This window comes from Skermanella aerolata KACC 11604, from assembly GCF_000936425.1.
Classification (GTDB): domain Bacteria; phylum Pseudomonadota; class Alphaproteobacteria; order Azospirillales; family Azospirillaceae; genus Skermanella; species Skermanella aerolata.
Genome location: NZ_AVFK01000033.1, coordinates 42946 through 60989 on the forward strand (window position 1 = coordinate 42946; position 18044 = coordinate 60989).

General features: G+C 66.1%; 16 protein-coding genes. 1 reads left to right on the forward strand and 15 read right to left on the reverse strand.

Annotated elements, in window-relative coordinates; translation table 11 throughout:
- Window positions 1-3 precede the first annotated feature (3 nt).
- The 7 genes from mnhG to N826_RS28965 are packed head-to-tail and all read right to left on the reverse strand — an operon-like array spanning window position 4 to window position 5952.
- On the reverse strand, window positions 4-378 hold the full coding sequence (gene mnhG / locus N826_RS28935; protein WP_044434628.1) for a monovalent cation/H(+) antiporter subunit G: 375 nt from the start codon (window positions 376-378) through the stop codon (window positions 4-6).
- The gene (locus N826_RS28940) at window positions 375-689 is read right to left on the reverse strand and encodes an MrpF/PhaF family protein (RefSeq protein WP_044434630.1); all 315 of its coding nucleotides are present in this window, start codon (window positions 687-689) and stop codon (window positions 375-377) included. Before N826_RS28940 ends, mnhG begins: the two co-directional genes overlap by 4 nt.
- Window positions 686-1159: a Na+/H+ antiporter subunit E gene (locus N826_RS28945; RefSeq protein ID WP_044434632.1), complete on the reverse strand. Its 474-nt coding sequence runs from the start codon at window positions 1157-1159 to the stop codon at window positions 686-688. The genes N826_RS28940 and N826_RS28945 overlap by 4 nt, the downstream gene beginning before the upstream one ends.
- Entirely contained in the window at window positions 1156-2667 is a 1512-nt protein-coding gene (locus tag N826_RS28950; RefSeq protein ID WP_147041003.1) for a Na+/H+ antiporter subunit D, read from the reverse strand. The genes N826_RS28945 and N826_RS28950 overlap by 4 nt, the downstream gene beginning before the upstream one ends.
- 41 nt (window positions 2668-2708) lie before the next feature.
- A complete protein-coding gene (locus N826_RS28955) occupies window positions 2709-3155 on the reverse strand; it encodes a Na+/H+ antiporter subunit C (protein ID WP_063772337.1) in 447 nt (148 codons plus the stop codon).
- Window positions 3155-3574, reverse strand: coding sequence for a Na+/H+ antiporter subunit B (locus N826_RS28960; RefSeq protein ID WP_244619693.1), 420 nt, complete (start codon window positions 3572-3574; stop codon window positions 3155-3157). The genes N826_RS28955 and N826_RS28960 overlap by 1 nt, the downstream gene beginning before the upstream one ends.
- Window positions 3571-5952 (reverse strand): putative monovalent cation/H+ antiporter subunit A, encoded by a 2382-nt coding sequence (locus tag N826_RS28965; protein WP_044434634.1) that lies wholly within the window; start codon window positions 5950-5952, stop codon window positions 3571-3573. Before N826_RS28965 ends, N826_RS28960 begins: the two co-directional genes overlap by 4 nt.
- 235 nt (window positions 5953-6187) lie before the next feature.
- On the opposite strand from N826_RS28965, the gene N826_RS28970 reads away from it, so the two are divergent.
- Complete coding sequence (locus tag N826_RS28970) at window positions 6188-6367, forward strand: hypothetical protein (protein ID WP_044434636.1); 180 nt, start codon at window positions 6188-6190, stop codon at window positions 6365-6367.
- 6 nt (window positions 6368-6373) lie between these two features.
- On the opposite strand, the gene N826_RS28975 is transcribed toward N826_RS28970, so the two are convergent.
- From N826_RS28975 to N826_RS29010, 8 genes are all read right to left on the reverse strand, one after another.
- On the reverse strand, window positions 6374-6706 hold the full coding sequence (locus N826_RS28975) for a four-helix bundle copper-binding protein (RefSeq protein ID WP_044434638.1): 333 nt from the start codon (window positions 6704-6706) through the stop codon (window positions 6374-6376).
- Window positions 6707-6814: 108 nt separating this feature from the next.
- The gene (locus tag N826_RS28980) at window positions 6815-11611 is read right to left on the reverse strand and encodes an alpha-2-macroglobulin family protein (RefSeq protein WP_147041001.1); all 4797 of its coding nucleotides are present in this window, start codon (window positions 11609-11611) and stop codon (window positions 6815-6817) included.
- Between the two features lie 108 nt (window positions 11612-11719).
- Window positions 11720-12880, reverse strand: a complete 1161-nt coding sequence (locus N826_RS28985) for an aminotransferase (protein WP_044434640.1) — start codon at window positions 12878-12880, stop codon at window positions 11720-11722.
- A gap of 100 nt (window positions 12881-12980) precedes the next feature.
- On the reverse strand, window positions 12981-13418 hold the full coding sequence (locus N826_RS43445; RefSeq protein WP_044434642.1) for a (deoxy)nucleoside triphosphate pyrophosphohydrolase: 438 nt from the start codon (window positions 13416-13418) through the stop codon (window positions 12981-12983).
- Window positions 13387-13944 carry a GNAT family N-acetyltransferase gene (locus N826_RS43450; protein WP_052832236.1) on the reverse strand — a complete coding sequence of 186 codons (558 nt, stop codon included), beginning with the start codon at window positions 13942-13944 and terminating at the stop codon, window positions 13387-13389. The genes N826_RS43445 and N826_RS43450 overlap by 32 nt, the downstream gene beginning before the upstream one ends.
- 33 nt (window positions 13945-13977) lie before the next feature.
- The gene (argJ, locus tag N826_RS29000; RefSeq protein WP_044434644.1) at window positions 13978-15210 is read right to left on the reverse strand and encodes a bifunctional glutamate N-acetyltransferase/amino-acid acetyltransferase ArgJ; all 1233 of its coding nucleotides are present in this window, start codon (window positions 15208-15210) and stop codon (window positions 13978-13980) included.
- Window positions 15211-15259: 49 nt separating this feature from the next.
- The gene (locus N826_RS29005) at window positions 15260-16195 is read right to left on the reverse strand and encodes a peptidylprolyl isomerase (RefSeq protein ID WP_044434645.1); all 936 of its coding nucleotides are present in this window, start codon (window positions 16193-16195) and stop codon (window positions 15260-15262) included.
- A 208-nt stretch (window positions 16196-16403) separates the two neighbouring features.
- Window positions 16404-17735, reverse strand: coding sequence for an esterase-like activity of phytase family protein (locus tag N826_RS29010; RefSeq protein WP_044434647.1), 1332 nt, complete (start codon window positions 17733-17735; stop codon window positions 16404-16406).
- Between the last annotated feature and the right edge of the window lie 309 nt (window positions 17736-18044).

The window sequence follows — 18044 nt, forward strand, 5'->3', positions numbered from 1 at the left end:
AACTCACCGCTCCCGTGCCTCGTCCTCCTTACGCTTCGGCACCTCGTACCGCTCGCGCAGCTCGTCGATCACCGTTCCCGACCACAGCTTGACACCCGTCACATAGGCGGCGCGGCCGATCATGTGCGACGCCACCGGGACCGTCAGCAGCAGGAAGAAGATCGCGGCGATGGCCCGCGCCACGATCTCGCCGCCGCCGTACAGAACAGCCACGGCCAGCAGGATCATGCCGGCCCCGACCGTCCCGGCCTTGCTCGATGCGTGCATGCGGATCAGGACGTCCGGCAGCCGCAGGACGCCCAGCGCGCTGATCAGCGAGAAGACTCCTCCCCCCACCAGCAACACGCCCGCCAGGATTTCCAGGATGGTCCCGATCATGGACTGGGATCCTCCATCTTGTGCAGATGGCGCCCGCGCCGTTCCAGGAAGCGCGCATAGGCGACGGTTCCAAGGAAGGCCACCAGGGCCAGTGCGATGGCGGCATCCAGGAAGACCGGCTGGTCCTCCCGGATCGCGAACAGGGCGATCATGCCCACCGCCAGCAAGGTCAGCAGGTCCAGCGCCACGATCCGGTCGGGCAGCGACGGCCCCCGCACCAGCCGGACGAAGGCGATGACGATCGACACCAGCAGAAGGATGAAGGTGATCTCGATCGACCAGTTGAGGAAAGGCGAAAGGTCATTTCTCATCGCATCACCTCCAGCAGCCGGCGTTCCATGCCGTTCTTGATTTCCGCCCGGATTTGCTCCGGATCGTCCACGAACATGGCGTGGACATAAAGCGACTTGCGGTCCGGCGCCACATCGAGCGTCAGGGTGCCCGGCGTCAGGGTGATCAGGTTGGCGAGCAGCGTGATCTCCAGGTCGGTCTTCGCCTCGATCGGCACCTCGATGACGCCCGGCCGGGCATAGATCGGCGGCGTCACCACGTCATAGGCGACCCGGAGGCTCGACACGACCAGTTCCTTCAGGAAGTAGAAGAAGAAGCCGATGATCCGCCACAGCCTGCCGTAATAGGGGCTGTCGCCGAACATCGGCCGCGCGATCCACAGCGTGGCATATCCCACGGCGAAGCCGACCGCGAGCCCGCCAAGGCTGAACGAGCCCGTCACCACCTGCCAGACGATGGCAAGCGCCATATTGAGCATGAACAGCGTCATGGCCGCGCTCCCAGGACAGCATCGATGTAACCGGCCGGGTTCAGCAACTCAGCCGAAGCACGCGTCGCCAGATCGAGGAACGGCTGCGTCCATAGACCGATCGCGACGGTCAAGGCCGCGAACACGACGATCGGACCGATCAGCAGCACCCGCTCGCTCACCGTCAGGTCGCCGATGCTCAGGCTCCTGTCGTCGCCGTCGGGATGGGGCTTCCAGAACGCCTCGACCCAGATCTTGGTCATGGAGAACATCGTCAGCAATCCGACCAGGATCGCGACGGCGGCGATGACCCAGGACTCGATCTCGAGGCTGGCGCGGATCAGGACGAACTTCGCCCAGAAGCCCGACAGCGGCGGGATGCCGGCAAGGCTGAGCGCCGGGATCAGGAACAGCACAGCCAGCAGCGGCGAGGACTTGTAGAGCCCGCCGATCTTCTTCAGGTCCATCGATCCGGTCAGACGCTTGGCGACGCCGGCCACCAGGAACAGGTTGGTCTTCACGATGATGTGGTGGACCAGATAGAACACCGCCCCGATCAGGCCGAGCGGCGTATAGAGCGCCAGTCCCATGATCATGTAGCCGATCTGGCTGATGATGTGGAACGACAGGATGCGCCTGATCTCGTTCTGCGCCGCCGCACCCAGGACCCCTGTCAGCATCGTCAGCCCAGCCACCACCAGCAGGGCGTCGTGAGTGTAGCCGACATCGTCCGTGAAGATCAGCGTGAAGGTGCGCACCAGCGCATAGACGCCGACCTTGGTCAGCAGGCCTGCGAAGATGGCGGAAACCGCCACTGCCGGCGTGTGGTACGAGGCCGGCAGCCAGAAGAACAGCGGGAACACGGCCGACTTGATGCCGAACGCGATCATGAACATCACGGCCACGGTCGTCATCATGCCGCGCTGCTCGACCTGGGGTACCCTCACTGCCAGATCCGCCATGTTCAGGGTGCCGGTCATCCCGTAGAGAACGGCGACGGCGATCAGGAACATCACGGTGGAGACAAGGTTGATCGCCGCGTACTTGATCGCCCCGTCGAGCTGGACCTTCTCCGACCCCAGGGCCAGCAGCGCGAAGGAGGCGATCAGCATCACCTCGAACCAGACATACAGGTTGAACAGGTCGCCGGTGATGAAGGACCCGGTGACCCCCGTCAGCAGCACGTGGTAGAGCGGATGGAAGCCGCTGCGCTCCCGGTTCTCGTCGACGTCGCGCAGGCTGTAGAGCCCGACGCCCAAGCCCATGATCCCGGTGATCAGCACCATGACGGCGCTCAGATGGTCGGCCACCAGCGTGATGCCGAAGGGGGCGGGCCACTGGCCCATCTGCCCCGCCAGGATGCCGCCCTGCCAGACCTGCGCCATCAGCAGCAGCGCCGCGACCAAATGTGCACCCGCGCCGGCGGCGCTGACGATCCGCTGAAGGTCTCGCCGGGTGGCCAGCAGGATGCACAGTACCGCCGTCGTCATCGGAACAGCGATGGGGGCCACCAGATACCAGCTCAACATAGCCCCGCTCACCATAGACTCGTTCAAGATTAGGGGCTCGTTCAAGATTGCGGGCTCCCGAGATTCTCGACCCGCCTGGACGCGTCGCGCACATGCAGGCGGCCGGGCTCCTCCGGCTCGGGAATGTCCTGGTCGGGATGCGGCGGCTCGGCCAGACGCATGCGATCGCTGTCCACCGTGCCCAGCTCCTGATAACCGCGATAGACCAGCACCAGCGCGAAGGCCAGCAAGCCGAAGCTGATGACGATGGCGGTCAGGATCAGGGCCTGGGGCAGCGGGTTGGAATAGACACCGGTCAGCGCCTTCTCTCCCAGCCCGATCAGCGGAGGCAACCCCTCGGTCATGCCGCCTGCCGCGAAGATCACGAAGTTGGCGGCATTGCTCAGCAGGATCAGGCCGAACAGCACGCGCACGAGGTTATGGCTGAGCAGCAGATAGACGCTGCCGGCGGCCATGACGCCGACCGTGAAGGCGACGAGGGTTTCCACTAGACGTCCTCCTCTTCCAGCGCCAGCACGATGGTCAGCACCGCGCCGATCACGACCAGGAACACGCCGACGTCGAACAAGAGGGGAGTCCCGACATGGAACACCGCGTCGCCTTCTCCCCAATGCAGCCAACCGGCCGTCAGGAAGGCATCTCCCATGACGGCGGAAAACAGCCCGGCGGCGATGGCGCACAGCATGCCGACGCCGGCGATCGATCGGGGATCGAACACCAGCACGGTGCGCAACGCCCTGGGACCGAAGGCGATGGAATGGAGCGCGAAGGCGCTGGCGGCGATCAGTCCGCCGATGAAGCCGCCGCCCGGCTCGTTATGGCCGCGCAGCAGGATGAAGAAGGAGAACAGCAGCATCAGGCTCAGCAGAAGCCGGGTCGCCGTCCTCAGGATAAGGCTGTCCATCATGACCGGTCTCCCGTCTCGGGCTTGCTATCGCCTACGGTCTTCGTGTCGCCTACGGGCGGTTCCCTGCGGGGTCGGGCCTTCAACAGCGCGAACGCCCCCAGCCCGGCGGTCGCCACGACCAGGATTTCGCCCAGCGTATCCATCGCCCGGAAATCGACCAGGATTACGTTGACCACGTTCCGGCCGAAACCTTCCGTGTAGCTCCGCTCCGCGAAGTACTCGCTCAGGTCCAGCGGGATCGGCAGGTCGATCACGGCCAGCATCACCGCCGTCACGACGGCGCCGAAGGCGACCGCGATGACGCCGTCTCGCACGGCGCTCCGCCGGTCGGGCCGCGCGAAGGCGGTCAGGCGCGGCAGGCGGGCCAGCACGAGGGCCACGATGATGACCACCAGGGTTTCCACCATGAATTGGGTGATCGCCACGTCCGGCGCTCCGTACAGCAGGAAGATCAGCGCGATCACCACGCCGACCACGCCCAGCGACAGGATGGCGACCAGCCGGGATTCCGCCATGACGGCAGCCACCGTAGACGCCAGAACGATCAGCGACAGCGCCCAGGCCGAATACGGCGCTCCCGCCGCCGCCGTCAGGGATGGGGCGACAAGCGCTCCCTTGACCACCATCGTTCCACCCACCGCAAGGGTCGTGAAGCCGATCGTGAACATGATGTAGTGGCGCAGGTAGCCCGACTGGATCACCCGCGTCTGGAGCAGCGCCACCCTGACCAGTCCCTTCAGGATCCGGTCCCAGCCGCGGTCCGAATCGTAGCCCAGCGCGCTGGCGATGCCGTCCAGCGCCGCCTTGACCCGCGGCCATCCCAGATACATCGCGGCGCCCAGCGCTACCGTGACGGCGCTCAGCGCCAACGGCATCGTGAAGCCGCCCCAGAGATAGACATGGACATCCATGGGAGCGCCCGTCAGGGAGGCGGCGACGGGCGCCACGAACCAGCGCTCCAGCGCACCGTTAAAGACGCCCAGCCCAAGGCCGATACCCGCCAGCACGACGGGACCCAGCCACAGGCTGACCGGCGCCTCGTGGGCATGGCCGGCAGCTTCGGTCCGCCGTCCCAGGAACGGCTTAACGAACACCAGCCCCGCCGTCACGATCATCAGGGCATTGGATGCTACCATGGCGGCGGTCGCCAGCCAGCCGAGCAGCGCCATCTCCCCCTCACCCAGGCCGACGGTGCTGGAATACATGAACTCCTTGCCGATGAACCCCAGGAACGGGGGCAGGCCGGCGTTCGACAGCGCCGCCAGACCGATCGCCGCAGCCGTGACCGGCATCAGCGCCAGCAATCCGCCGAGCTGCGTCACCTCCCGCGTGCCGGCCTCGTGATCGACGGCTCCGACGCCCATGAACAGCGCGCCCTTGTAGCAGGCATGGGCCAGCAGATAGACGGTGAAGGTTTCGACCGCATAGGTGTTGCCGATGCCAATCAGCATCGTCAACTGGCCCAGGGCCGTGATCGTGGTATAGGCCAGGATGCGCTTCAGGTCGGTCTGGCGGACCGCCAGGATGGCTCCCAGCAGAGCAGTGACCGCCCCGAACGACACCAGCGTCACGGTCCAGACCTCCGTCCCGCCCAGCGTCGGCGCCAGCCGCGCCATCAGGTAGACGCCGGCCTTGACCATGGTGGCGGAGTGCAGGTAGGCGCTGACCGGCGTCGGCGCGTCCATCGCATTGGGCAGCCAGAAATGGAAAGGGAACTGCGCGGACTTGGTGAAGGTCCCGGCCAGGATCAGGATCAGGATCGCCAGGTAATACGGGTGCTCCCGCAGCATATCGCCCTGACCGACCAGTTCCGTCAGCTCGAACGAACCGCCGGTGAGGCCGAGTAGGATCAGCCCCGCCATCATCACCAAGCCGCCCATCGAGGTCACCAGCAGAGCCTGCAAGGCGGAGCGGCGCGACTGCGGGCTGTCGTGCAGATAGCCGATCAGCAGGAAGGACGTGACGCTGGTCAACTCCCAGAAGACGATCAGGGAGACGATATTGTCCGCCAGCACGACGCCCAGCATCGACGCCATGAAGGCCAGGATGAACAGGAAGAAGCGCGGCAGCATCGGGTCGCCGTGCAGGTATCCGCCGCAATAGACCACGATCAGCGTGCCGATGCCGCAGATCAGCAGCGCGAAGGTGAGGCTCAGTCCGTCCAGGTAGAACGACAGGTTGACACCCAGACCGGGTATCCAGGCGACGACTTCGCGCACGGTCCCGCCCGCCGCGATCTCGGGGACGAAGCCGACGAACCAGACAGTCGCCGCCGCCGGGACAACCGCCAGCACCCAGCCGGCAATCCGTGGCAATCTTCGTGCGACAATTGGTGCCAGTAGCGACCATACAAAGATGCCGAGAATAGCGCTCAGCATCGGCGGACTTCATCCGCGAGTTTCATGATGCCCCTCCGGCGCCGCTGACTGTTGATTTTGTTCGAAAAGTCGCGGGCTATATGGGGCTAGCCAAGTATGTTTCAACCGAAGAGTTTTTATTTGAATTTTATAAAAAAGAAACCATAGCATACCCAGCGACAGCTTGCCGCGCATATCCCTTCCCCTTACCGGCCTATAGTTCCCGTAAAAGGGGAGACAGGTACAGGGGTGTTAGATGTCGGACCGCGCTATCGTGGCGTTGGGAGTATGGCTCCTATTGCTCGTTCTCGTCGGCACGGCGACCATCGGGATTGCCGTAGTGTTGTCGATCGGGATCGGAACAGGCATAGCGGCGCTGGCGACGATGCTGTTCGTCGCCTCGCGCCGCCGTTCGAGTGGCCGAGAAAGGGTCTGATCCAGGTTATGCAGCCATGTCCCGGCAGGACGCGGAGCAGCGCCGGCACATCTCGACGCATTGAAGCATCTGCTGGTCGCCTCCAGCCATTCGCTCGCAATCGTTCGCGCATTGCTGGCAGATCTCCGCGCAGGCTCCGCATGTCAGCCGATGAAGCGGGCTGCCTCGTGTCATGAAATCGGCGCTGGTAGCACAAATCTGCGCGCAGTCCAGCAGCATGCGGATATGTCCCTGATCGGCATGCTTGCCACCGACGCCCAGGCAATGGGTGACGGTCTTCATGCAGATGGTGTGACACTCGGTGCAGTTACGGATGCACTCGTCCATGCTGACGGCCATGGCATCTCCTTCCGGATTGGGGAGTGATGCCGCACCCAACATCCGCGCGCCGGACAGGTTCCTGATTTTCCGCCGAGGATTGGACGGCTCCTCCGCAATGCCGCCCGATCACTCCGCCCCGACGGTCAGCCGCCGGGCCTCTCCCCGTGCGAACAGGTTGGGGCTGTACATATCCTCCACAAAGGCGCCCGGCATGGCGTAGTCCCCCGGTGTCACCGTCCGCACCAGATAGACCAGCCGGAAAGACGGCTGGTTCGGCTTCAGGTCCAGCGCCGCGACGAAGCGGTCGTCGCGGTAATCGACGTGGTTGACCGCGCTCAGGCTGCCCAGCCAGGACAGGTCGCCAAGCTGGCCGCTATCGGCCAGACGGACGTTCTCGATCTCTAGCCCGGCGGGCAGCATGTCGACCACCAGCACCTGATGGTCTTCCTTCAGCAGGCTTTCGCCTTCCAGGATCACGACCAGCATGCGGTCGCGCACAATGCCGACGGGATCGACCGGCTTGCCGTCCATGTCCAGGATCTTGCGCTCGATCCAGAAGCCCTCGGACGCCGCCGGCGGCGGATCGACCGGCACGCCGGCCAGGATGACCGCCCGCCAGACCGGCGCCGGCCCGGTGTTCTCCAGCTTGACCGGAGCGCCGCCGGGATCGAGCCGGCGGTAGACCGGCTTGCTCGACGCAATCGGCGCACCGTCCACGGTCAGCTTCATCTCGGCCGACTTGCCCGCCAGCGCCGCCGAAGCCATCAGCACCCAGGCCTGCTCCTGCGTGCTGGTCGCCTCGGCATCGGCCAGCATGGTGGCGAGCTGCTGGGTCTGGGTGACCAGACGTTCCCGGTTGCCGTTGTTGTTCTCCGCCAGCAGGGTGATGACGGCGGCCTGGTCCCGAAGGTCGGAACCGAAATCCCGCATTCCGGCCGGTTCCTCGCGGGGCCGCTCGAGCTGGTTGAACGCCTCGGCCGCCCGTCCGCCGTCGCCCAGCCGTGCCAGGGCGCTGGCGATCTGGGCGCGGGCCATCCGCGTCGGCAGGGCCGCCCACCAGGTCTCCTGGAAATACCGCGCTTCCGCCACGTCGATCGCCTTGGCGCCGGCCAGCGTGTAGATCGCATAAGCCCGCGCCGCCAGTTCGGACTCGTCGAACCACGCGTTGTCGAGCACCGCGTTCAGCCACTCGATCCCCTTCTTCAGCGGCAGCTCGGGCACGCGGTAGCCCGCCTCCTTCGCCCGCCCGAGGAAATCGACGACATAGGCGGTCAGCCACATCTCCGCCGATCCCTGCGCCGACCAAAGGGCGAAAGCGCCGTCGGTCCGCTGGACCGTCATCAGCCGGTCGATCGAGCGCTGGACGCGGTTGCGGACCATCTCTTCCGAGGCGACGCCTAGTTCGGCCGCCACCGGGGCAAGCTGGAGCAGCGGCATGGAACGGCTGGTCATCTGCTCGGCGCTGCCATAGGGATACCTTTCCAGCGCCAGCAGCATCCCGGCAAGGTCGAGGTCCGGCAGAGTGCCTAACGACAGCATTACGCTGATCGTCTCAGGCCGAAGCGCCGTCAGTTCCGGCACCGTATTGGGTGCTACCTCCACCTTGGCCCCCGGTTCTATCAGCTCGACCTGACGCCGGGTCGTGGCCGGCTGCACCCGGCGGACGCCGATGGGCCATTCGCGGGTCAGGCTGAAACCGTCGGGTCCCGTGATGTCGACCTTGACCGAGCCGGCGCCGACGCCGTTGCCGGCGATCGTGAAGGGCACGCTGACCGGCTTGCCGGGCTTCAGCGGCGGTACGGCGACCCGCCCGTCGCCCTGGAGCGCAATGGTGCCGCCGGCGCTGACGACGACCGCATAGTCGCCGGGCTTCTGGCCCCGGTCGTTGAGCGTCAGGGTAGCCTGCGCCGTATCTCCCGGCGCCAGGAAGCGCGGCATCGACAGGTCGGCCAGGACGGGATCGCGCACGGTGGCGACCACCACGGCGTTGCCGACCTTGGCCGGGGTCCAGGCCACCGCCATCAGGCGCAGCCGGCCGTCGAAGTCGGGGATGTCGAGCGGGACCTCCGTCGTGCCGTCCGGCCTCAGCGTCACCACGCCGGAATAGAGCGCCGTCATCTCGCGCCGGCGCGGCTGGGGATCGGCGGCGCGCCGCCGGACCGCGGCGGCCACGACCGGCTTGACGCGGGGCAGCGGCACGGCCTGATCCTGTTCGATCAGCCGGCCGCGCACGTCGCGCAGGTCGACCTCCAGCGGGCGGCGTCCCAGATAATGCGCCACCGGATCGGGTGCCGCGAACTCGGTCAGCTGGAGCATCGCGTCGTCCACCGCCGCAACGGTCAGCCGGACCTGCGCGCCCTCCTCAGCCCCGGTCACCTTGACCGGCACCATGACCTGACGGCGCGGCACGATGTCCTGGGGAACCGTCATCGCAACGCTGAGGCGCCGCGGCGCCGCATCGACCGCCAGCCAGCCCGTGCCGACCGCCCGGCGCGACGCGACCTTGTGGGTCGGATCGGCCGGGGCGAAGGCCGTCGCGATGACGTGGACGCCCGCCGTCCACAGCGGATCGACCGGCACCTCCAGGAACGCGCCCTCCGGCCCGATCTGCTGGATCATCGTCTGGTGGACCCTGCGGTCTGCGACTGTCACAAGCACCTGCGCCTGATAGGGCGGACGGACGAAGACACGCGCCGTTTCGCCTCCGGAATATTTAGGCATCATGACGGCCACCTCGACCCGGTCGGGCCGGTCGCCGGCCGCGGCGTTCACCCACCAGCCGGCGGCGAACCGCACGCTGGTCGCGACACCCGTTCCGGGGTCGAAAACTTCCAGTCGATAGCGGCCGGAGCCGACCGGCTGCTCGATCGCCGCCTTGGCGTCGGCGCGCGGCTCGCCCGAAACGGCGATCGTGCCGCCGGTCAGGCGCTTGTCCTTCACCTGGATGCGATAGTCCCAGTGTCCGCCGGCCTCGAACCAGGCGTAGTCGTTGTCTTCCTCGAACAGCTCGTACGACAGGGCCGGCTTGTCCACCGGGTTGCCGGCCGGGTCCAGCGCCATCACGTCGAACGCCGCCGTAGCCCCTTCCGGTACGGCATCGCCCTGGAAGCGCGGCTTGATCCCGATGGCGAACGGCTGGTGGCGGACCGGCAGCGTGATCTCCCTGACCGAGGGACGTCCGCCGATGTCGTACAGCTTGCCCTGGATCACCGCTTCGAGCTGCTGCGTCGTGTCCGGCAGTTCGGGCAGCCGCAGCTCGACCTTGGCGGAACCGTCCGGACCGGTGATGAAGCCCGGCGCGTCTGCCTTGACCGGCGGCAGGGTTTCCTGGACCAGACCGAAACGGTATCCCTGGTATTTCGGATAGGGATTGGCGGCAGGACGCAGCAGCATCGTCACCTCGCCCGGCAGCTTGGCGGCCGCTCCCGCCTGCCGGTAGCGACCATCGACCTTCAGCGCCGCCACGCTGCCCGGCTCCAGCGTTTCGCGGTCGGACGACAGGCCGACGTTCAGCCTCGGCGGCACGAAGTCCTCGACCACGAAGTCGGCGCGGCCGATCGGCTCGCCGTCCGGCTCCAGATGGGCCGTGACCGACCACTGGCCGGTCGATGCCGGGCGCGGGATATCCAGTCCGAAGGAATAGCTGCCCACGCCTGCGTCGGCGACCTGACGGCGGTCCACCTCGAACCCGTCGGGCCGCTGGATCTTCAAAGTCAGCGGACGGCCCTGGACCGCCACGGCGTCGGCGTTCCGCAGCAGCGCGCTCAGGAACACCGTTTCGCCCGGCTGGTACAGGCTGCGGTCGGTGTAAAGATAGGCGTCGAGCGGCCCGTTGGCCTCCATCGGCGCCGTCGGCGCTCCCTCCGCCGACTCCGACCGCGCCGCGACGTCCAGGAAGCCCATGTCGCCCGACGCTCCATAGGCGAAGACTGCCTGCGGCGCGTTGCCGCCGGTCCCGCGCATCGTCTCCGCCGGGAAACGGGCGATTCCATCCGGTCCCGTAACGACCTTGCCGAGTTCGGCGTTGCTGCGCGCCAGCAGGCGCAGTTCGACGTTCGCCATCGGCTCGGCCGTGGTCAGGCTGCGGGCAAACACCAGCAGGCCGTCCTGCCCCGCGAAGGTCGTCAGCCCCAGGTCGGTGATGACGAACCACTGCGTCGCCTTGGCTTCCCAGTTCTCGCCCTCGCGGTCGGCGTTGCCGGCCACCGCGATATAGACGCCGGGCTTGAGCGCGCCGATGGCGGCATCGACCGGGAACGGCGTCACGACGACCTGATTGCGCTGCTCGCCGATCGCCATCTCGCCCTGCCAGACCTGCTCGCCGCTGCGCTCGACGATGCCGCCGATGTCCAGGTCGGTCAGGGCGTGGGAGATCCGTCCGTAATAGACCTGCTCGACCAGCGACCGGTCGTTGATCCGCAGCACCTGAAGCCGGGCGCGCTTGACGTTGACCGTCCGCAGCGGCAGCCCCTCGCTCCCGACATGGGGCAGGATGTAGCCGGCTCCCCGGAACGCCAGGGCAGGCTTCCGGTCCGGCACCTCGATCTCATAGCGCGCCGGCTCCGCGAGGCTGACATCCTGCGCGCCGGGAAGCCCCTGCTTCAAGGTGACCGCGTATTTTGCGCCGTGGCTGAGGCCGTCCAGGCACAGGCTGTCGTTCCGGGCCATCACCGATACCGGGATGGGCGGGTCGATCTCTACCTGCGCCGCGTAGTCGTTCAGGCGGGACTTCTCCAACGCGCGGTTGAAGGTGAAGCAGGCCTGCGGCGTGTCCCGCTCCGCCTGCACGTCGACCCCGGTGACCGCGAACTGTGCCGGTTCCTGCTCCGGCGCCTGGGGCGGCTCCGGCGTCTGAGCCTTGGAAGCGGTCGAAAGACCCAGAGCGACGAGGAAGGCGAGCCCGAGCGGACGCAGCATGCGCATGAAACAAAAAACCCTGATGCCGACAAAAAAACACCGGCGGGGAGCGCACGATCATGCGTCCCGCCGGATGGTCCCGCCAAATTATGGCGCAATTCCGATACATTTGCCTCAGAAATAGCGCTTCAGCCGGCCAATAGCCTCATCGAGCAGGCTGTCCTGCTTGCAGAAGCAGAAGCGGATGTAATTGCGCACGGGTGTTTCCGCAAAGAAGGCGCTGACGGGGATAGCCGTGACCCCCGCCGCCTCCGTCAGGTGCAGGCAGAAAGACACGTCGTCGCCGTCGAATCCGACCGACGAGATGTCCGCCAGCAGGAAGTAGCTGCCGCCGCTGTGAAGCACCGACAGGCCCACGTCGTGCAGGCCCGCCGCCAGCCGGTCCCGCTTCGCCTGCATCGATGACGCCAGGTTGTCGAAATACGCGCGGTCCTTCCCCAGCCCATAGGCGACTCCTGCCTGTAGGTTGGGCGCCGTCGTGAAGGTCATGAACTGGTGCGCCTTGGCGACCGGTTGCAGCAGTTCGGGAGCGCCCGTGACGTAACCGACCTTCCAGCCGGTCAGGGAGAAGGTCTTGCCTGCGGACCCGACCTTCAGGCAACGGTTCCGCAGGCCCGGCAGGGTCATCAGCGGGATATGCGCCGCCCCGTCGAACACCAGATGCTCGTAGACCTCGTCGCAGATGGCATAGGCGTCGAAGCGCTGAAGGAACTCGCCGATCAGCTCAAGCTCGTCGCGCCGGTAGACCTTGCCGACCGGGTTCAGCGGGTCGTTGATGACCAGCGCCTTGGTGCGCGGGCTGAACACCCGCTCCAGGTCTTCCCTCGTGAAGCTCCAGTCCGGCGCCTTCAGCGTCACCAGCTTCGGGATGCCGCCCGCCTGTTTGATGATCGGCAGGTAGCTGTCATACATCGGCTCGAACAGCACGACCTCGTCGCCCGGCTCGATCAGGCCGAACAGGCAAGCGCCCAGCGCCTCGGTAGCACCCGACGTCACCAGCACCTCGCGCGCCCAATCGACGTCCAGCCCGTAGAACCGCTTGGCATGGTTCGCCACCGCCTGACGCAGTTCGGGCGTTCCCATCATCGATGGATACTGGTTGTAGCCATTGAGCAGAGCGTCCGCCGCAGCCTGAAGCACATCGGGCGGTCCCCGGTCGTCGGGAAACCCCTGCCCCAGATTGATCGACTTATGCTTCAGGGCCAGTTGCGACATGACCTCGAAGACGGTCGTTGGCATGTCGCGGAAGAGAGGGTTGCCGACTTTGGCGGTCATGATGCTACTGAACAGACTGTGGACGATGGGAACGGGAACTTAGCCGATAAATCGCCGCCGGTCACGACAAGCGACGACGGCCAGCGGCGGCAGCCGGCGATTACAGCAGGTCGCGCAGCATCGCGACCAGCGGCTTGTCCGCCGGCGGCATCGGATACTGCCCCATGTCGTTGGGCCGCGCCCATGCCAGCTTCTGGCCCTCCAGCGGTCTGGGGGTACCTTCCCAAACGCGGCAGACGTATAGCGGCATCAGCAGGTGGAAGCTCTCGTAGCTGTGCGACGCGAAGGTGAAGGGCGCCAGACAGCTGCCCGCCGTCTCGATCCCCAACTCCTCCCGAAGCTCGCGCACCAACGCGTATTCCGGGCTCTCGCCCTCGTGGACCTTGCCGCCGGGGAACTCCCACAAGCCGGCCAGCGACTTGCCTTCCGGCCGCTGCGCCAGCAGCACCCGGCCGTCGACGTCGACCAGCGCCACAGCGACCACCAGCAGGACCGGCTTGCCGGGTTCAGGGGTTGAATTCGGATCGAAGCAGTTCATGAACATTCACCACGAGAGAGCCGCGCCGGGTCGGCAGGCTACAGGACCGCGCCTCCCCGGCGGAAAGCTGCCCCGCCGGACGGAAACCCATTTTCGTCAGCACATGCGCCGACCGTTCGTTTTCCGGATCGGTCTCGGCCTCGATCCGTCGCAGTCCCAGCTCGCCGAAGCCATAGGCCACGATCGCCTTGACCGCTTCGGATGCGTAACCATGCCCCCAATGCGGCTGCCCCAGCCAATATCCCAGCGCGGCGCTCTCGGCATCGCCGCATGTCCGCTTCAACCCGATGGAGCCGGCCACCGCGTCACCGTCCGTCACGGCGATGGCGAACTCGGTGGCGGCCCCGGCCTCATGGTTGGTCCTGACATGATCGACGTAGAAGCGCGCATCGGCGCGGCGGTAGGGATAAGGCGGGACCGCCAGCCACTGGGAAACCTCCCAGTCGTTCAAAAGGGCGACCATCGCATCGATGTCGCCCTCGACGAACGGCCGAAGGGTCAGGCGCGCGGTCCGGATCACAGTCATGCCGCACGCCTCCCCTTTATGCTCCCCGAAGCCTCAGCTCCGGTAGCTGCCGTTGATGTCGATGTAGCCGTGGGTCAAGTCGCAGGTCCAGACCGTTGCGGAGCCGGAACCGATCCCCAGCTCGACCAGGAAGTCGATGTACTGGCCCTTCATGTGCTCGACGACGGGCGTCTCGTCATAACCCGGCACTTCCATGCCGTCCGCCGCGATCAGCACGCCGCCGGCGGAAATCCGCAGCTTGTCGCGGTCCGCCTTCTCGCCGGCCTTGCCGACCGCCATGACGATCCGGCCCCAATTGGCGTCCTCGCCGGCGATGGCTGTCTTGACCAGCGGAGAATTGGCGATCGACAAGGCGATCCGCTTCGCGGCCTGATCGCTGTCCGCCCCTTCGACCCGCACGGTGACGAACTTCGTCGCCCCTTCGCCGTCGCGGACGATCTGCTGCGCCAGATCGACCAGCACCGCCTCGAACTGCGCCTTGAAGTCGGCCAGATCAGCCGCACCGGCATCGACGACCGGCGCGTTGCCGGCCTTGCCCGTGGCGCAGACCAGCAGCGTGTCGCTGGTGGAGGTGTCGCCGTCCACGGTGATGCAGTTGAACGACTTCTCGTTGGCGCCGGACACCAGCGTCTGTAACACCGGCGCCGGGATAGCGGCATCGGTGAAGACGAACGCCAGCATCGTAGCCATATCCGGCGCAATCATGCCGGAACCCTTGGCAAACCCGTTGATCGTCACCTGGACTCCGCCGATCGAAGCCGTCCGGGTGCATCCTTTCGGGAACGTATCGGTCGTCATGATCGCCTTGGCCGCCGGCGCCCAAGCCGTCTCGTCGAACGACCCGGCCAGTCCCGGCAGGTTCGACGCGATGGCGTCTGCCGGGATCGGCTGGCCGATGACGCCGGTCGAGGCGACGAACACCTCGGCCGGCGCACACTCCGCCAGCTCCGCCGCCGCCTTCACCGTCGCATCGACGAAAGCTTCCCCGGCCTTGCCGGTGAAGGCGTTGGAGTTGCCGGAATTGACGACGATGGCGCGGGCGACCCCGCCGCCTAAGTTGGCGCGGCAGCGATGAACGGGAGCCGATGCCGTCAGAGACCGCGTCAGGACGCCGGCGATCGTCGTGCCGGGGTCCAGGATGGCGACCATCAGGTCGTCGCGTCCCTTGTAGCGGATTCCGCAATTCGCCGTAGCCAGCCGGACGCCGGGAATGACCGGAAGAGCCGGGAATTCGCCGGCCGCCAGAGGGGAGATTTTAGCTGCCATGGTGATCGTCGTCTTCCCGGTTCTTAATCAGGCAAGTTGGTCGAAAAACTTAGGGCTTGGTGGCGGGAGCGGCCGGAGCCGGTGCTGCCGAACCCGGAGTGACGGTGCCGGCGGGCGGCGTCTCGGGCATCGGCGAGCCGTCCATCTGGAAGCGCTCGACCTTGGCCTTGCCGCGCAGGTCCTCGACCAGCTCGCCGATCACCTGCTCGGAAACCTGGCTGCGAAGCTGCTCCTGAACTTCCTCGAAGCTCGGGGGCGTGCTCTGGCGGCGGTCGACCACCTTGATCACGTGCCAGCCGAACTGGGTCTGGACCGGCGTCTGGCTGACGTCGCCCGGCTTCATCGCGAAAGCCGCATTGGCGAAGGGCTCGACCATCTGGTCCTTGGTGAAGTAGCCGAGGTCGCCGCCCTGCTGGGCCGCCGCCTTGTCGGTCGACTTCTCGCCGGCGATCTTGGCGAAGTCGTCGCCCTTCTTGATGTCGGCGATGATGCTTTTGGCGACGTCTTCCGACTCGACCAGGATGTGGCTGGCCTTGACCTCGTCCTGCGGCGGGTTCTCTTCCTTGAACTTGTTGTAGGCTTCCTGAAGGCGCTCGGCGGTAATGCGCTTCTGGACCTCGCGGGTCAGGTAGAGTTCCTGGACGATGCGCTCTTCCGACCGCTTCAGCCGCTCGGCCACCTCGGGGTCGTTCTGCACATTGGCCTTGTAGCCGGCCTCCGCCACCAGCTTGCCGTTGATGATCTGATCGATCACGGCCGGAAAGATCATCTGCGGCGGCATCTGCTGGACCTGGGGCGGCAGCGACGCGATCGTGCGCGTGACCTCGGAGCGCCTGATTTCCGCACCGTTGACCTTGGCAACGACCGGATCTTCACCAGCGGGAGACCCCGCCGCCGGAGCTGGCGACGTCTGGGCCTGGGCGGTGAAACCGACACCGCCGAGAGCCAGCGAGACGGCAGCGACGCGGAGGACTCTTGCGAACATGAGAAGTTCCTTTTCAGCGGATTGACGCGTGAAGGGACATAAGCGGCCGACCGGCATTTTCCCCCACTTTAATTTATTTCGGTGCGATTAAGCACGCCGCACGGCCGCTTGCAAGGCGGGACTGGACAGGTCCGGCAAATGCCCGAAACCCGCCACAGCTCCGCCATCAAAGCGGCCGTCTTCCGCCTCCCCCCGCCGCCGCCGGGCATCATTGCCCCAGCGGAACCCCCGTCACCCTCATCACCGCCGTCCGCTTGCCGTCGATCCCGAAATCGTCGTCGTTGATCAGCATCAGGTCGCCGTTGCCGAACCGGGCCATCCCCTCGATCTTGACCGGAAGCTCCTTATGGTCGGCGCTGTCCAGCACCAGCGTCTTGGGCACGGGCCTCAGTCCCTCCTTCGCCGGATCGATCTGTTCCAGCGACGGCGACGTGGCGGCATCGTCCCATTTGCCGGCGGCCGCCAGATCGGTCGCGGCGGACAGGTCGATCCGGAAGAGCTTGGTGGTCTGCTCGGTGCGCTCCAGCACGATCAGCGCATCGCCGGCGAGATACATCAGTTCGCTGATCCGCACCGTGCTCTGCTTCTTCTTTTCCTCGCCCTTGTACGCGGTCATCGGCTCCATGACGTACAGGTACTCGCCCGCGACCTTGCCGGTTTCCCGCTCGATCTTGAACAGCCGGGTATTGCCGGCCACCGCATAGGCATCGTTGTCCGGGTTCGCCAGCGGGTTCTGCATGATGACGTAAAGGAACTTCTCGTCGTCCGAAATGGCCATCGACTCGATGCCGCGATTGAGCGCCCGTTTCGCCAGCAGGGCCGGCAGGGTTTCCTTGATCTCATAGCCGGCGCCGGCGTAATCCTGGCCGGTTCCGGCCGGAACATGCCGGGTCAGGATGCGCCCGTCGGCCGCCGCATGGAGCATGGATGGTCCGTTCTCGTCGCCGATCCAGAACGTGCCGTCCGACAGCCGGACGATGCCTTCGGCATCCACGGCGCTGGGGTCCTGATGGAGCTTCCGGCCCGTTGCGTCAAGCGGCTGCTCGGTCGAGGCGACGGTCAGCGGGTTCAGCAGGCCGCTGACCGGGTTCCCCTTGGAATCCTTGAGCGAAATGGCGTCCAGCACCCGGAAGGTCCCGTTGTCGAGCACCTGGATGCGGTAGATCGACGGGTTGTACTCCGGCACGGCGTATATCCGGCCACCCTTGATGCCGGCGCAGAACGTGTCGCCTTTGATGCCGATGATGTCCCCGGCGTCGCCGCAGGTGAAGTTCGGCCCACGGTCGCTGACCGTGTAGAATATGTCGGCGGGATCGCCCTTCGCGCGGAAGGCCCCGCTGCCGATGCCGACCGACAGGTCCAGCGTCTTGCCACCCTCGAAGGCGACCTGCCGAAGGTTCAGGATCTGGTCATTGCTGGTATGCGCCTTGACCGTCACACCCGATGATGGGTTCGACGACTGGGCATTGGCCGGAACGGATCCGGCCGCGACAAGGGCACCCAGCGCCAGGACCGGGAGACAGGTCGACCATCCGCGCATTCTTGTTATCCTTCGAGTTTGGGGCAAATTTTGAATTTCGCGGAAAGTAGGCGCGGAGCATTGCGGATGAATGACGGTTCAGTGACACATTGAGGTCAGGGCGGAAACGCCGAAGCCGCGACCGCAGCTCGACCGCGCTTGGCAATTCCGTCCTGCCTCCCCATTTCAAATGCATACGGCCGGACGATGCTGATAAGGTCCTGTCCATCCCGAAAGGGCCGGACGACTTAACCGGCGGCACCGCAGGCTTGTTGACAGGCATTGCGCACACTCTTATGTCAAGGCCGTGCCGGGTGCGGATCGTGCCGG

Excerpts from the sequence above, each read along its gene's own strand:
- mnhG (WP_044434628.1), bottom strand. The coding sequence starts at position 378 with ATGATCGGGACCATCCTGGAAATCCTGGCGGGCGTGTTGCTGGTGGGG.
- N826_RS43450 (WP_052832236.1), bottom strand. The coding sequence starts at position 13,944 with ATGACTGTGATCCGGACCGCGCGCCTGACCCTTCGGCCGTTCGTCGAG.
- N826_RS28970 (WP_044434636.1), top strand. The coding sequence starts at position 6,188 with ATGTCGGACCGCGCTATCGTGGCGTTGGGAGTATGGCTCCTATTGCTC.
- N826_RS43445 (WP_044434642.1), bottom strand. The coding sequence starts at position 13,418 with ATGAACTGCTTCGATCCGAATTCAACCCCTGAACCCGGCAAGCCGGTC.
- N826_RS29005 (WP_044434645.1), bottom strand. The coding sequence starts at position 16,195 with ATGTTCGCAAGAGTCCTCCGCGTCGCTGCCGTCTCGCTGGCTCTCGGC.
- N826_RS28975 (WP_044434638.1), bottom strand. The coding sequence starts at position 6,706 with ATGGCCGTCAGCATGGACGAGTGCATCCGTAACTGCACCGAGTGTCAC.
- N826_RS28985 (WP_044434640.1), bottom strand. The coding sequence starts at position 12,880 with ATGACCGCCAAAGTCGGCAACCCTCTCTTCCGCGACATGCCAACGACC.
- N826_RS28960 (WP_244619693.1), bottom strand. The coding sequence starts at position 3,574 with ATGATGGACAGCCTTATCCTGAGGACGGCGACCCGGCTTCTGCTGAGC.
- N826_RS28950 (WP_147041003.1), bottom strand. The coding sequence starts at position 2,667 with ATGTTGAGCTGGTATCTGGTGGCCCCCATCGCTGTTCCGATGACGACG.
- N826_RS28965 (WP_044434634.1), bottom strand. The coding sequence starts at position 5,952 with ATGCTGAGCGCTATTCTCGGCATCTTTGTATGGTCGCTACTGGCACCA.
- N826_RS28940 (WP_044434630.1), bottom strand. The coding sequence starts at position 689 with ATGAGAAATGACCTTTCGCCTTTCCTCAACTGGTCGATCGAGATCACC.
- argJ (WP_044434644.1), bottom strand. The coding sequence starts at position 15,210 with ATGGCAGCTAAAATCTCCCCTCTGGCGGCCGGCGAATTCCCGGCTCTT.
- N826_RS28980 (WP_147041001.1), bottom strand. The coding sequence starts at position 11,611 with ATGCGCATGCTGCGTCCGCTCGGGCTCGCCTTCCTCGTCGCTCTGGGT.
- N826_RS28945 (WP_044434632.1), bottom strand. The coding sequence starts at position 1,159 with ATGACGCTGTTCATGCTCAATATGGCGCTTGCCATCGTCTGGCAGGTG.
- N826_RS29010 (WP_044434647.1), bottom strand. The coding sequence starts at position 17,735 with ATGCGCGGATGGTCGACCTGTCTCCCGGTCCTGGCGCTGGGTGCCCTT.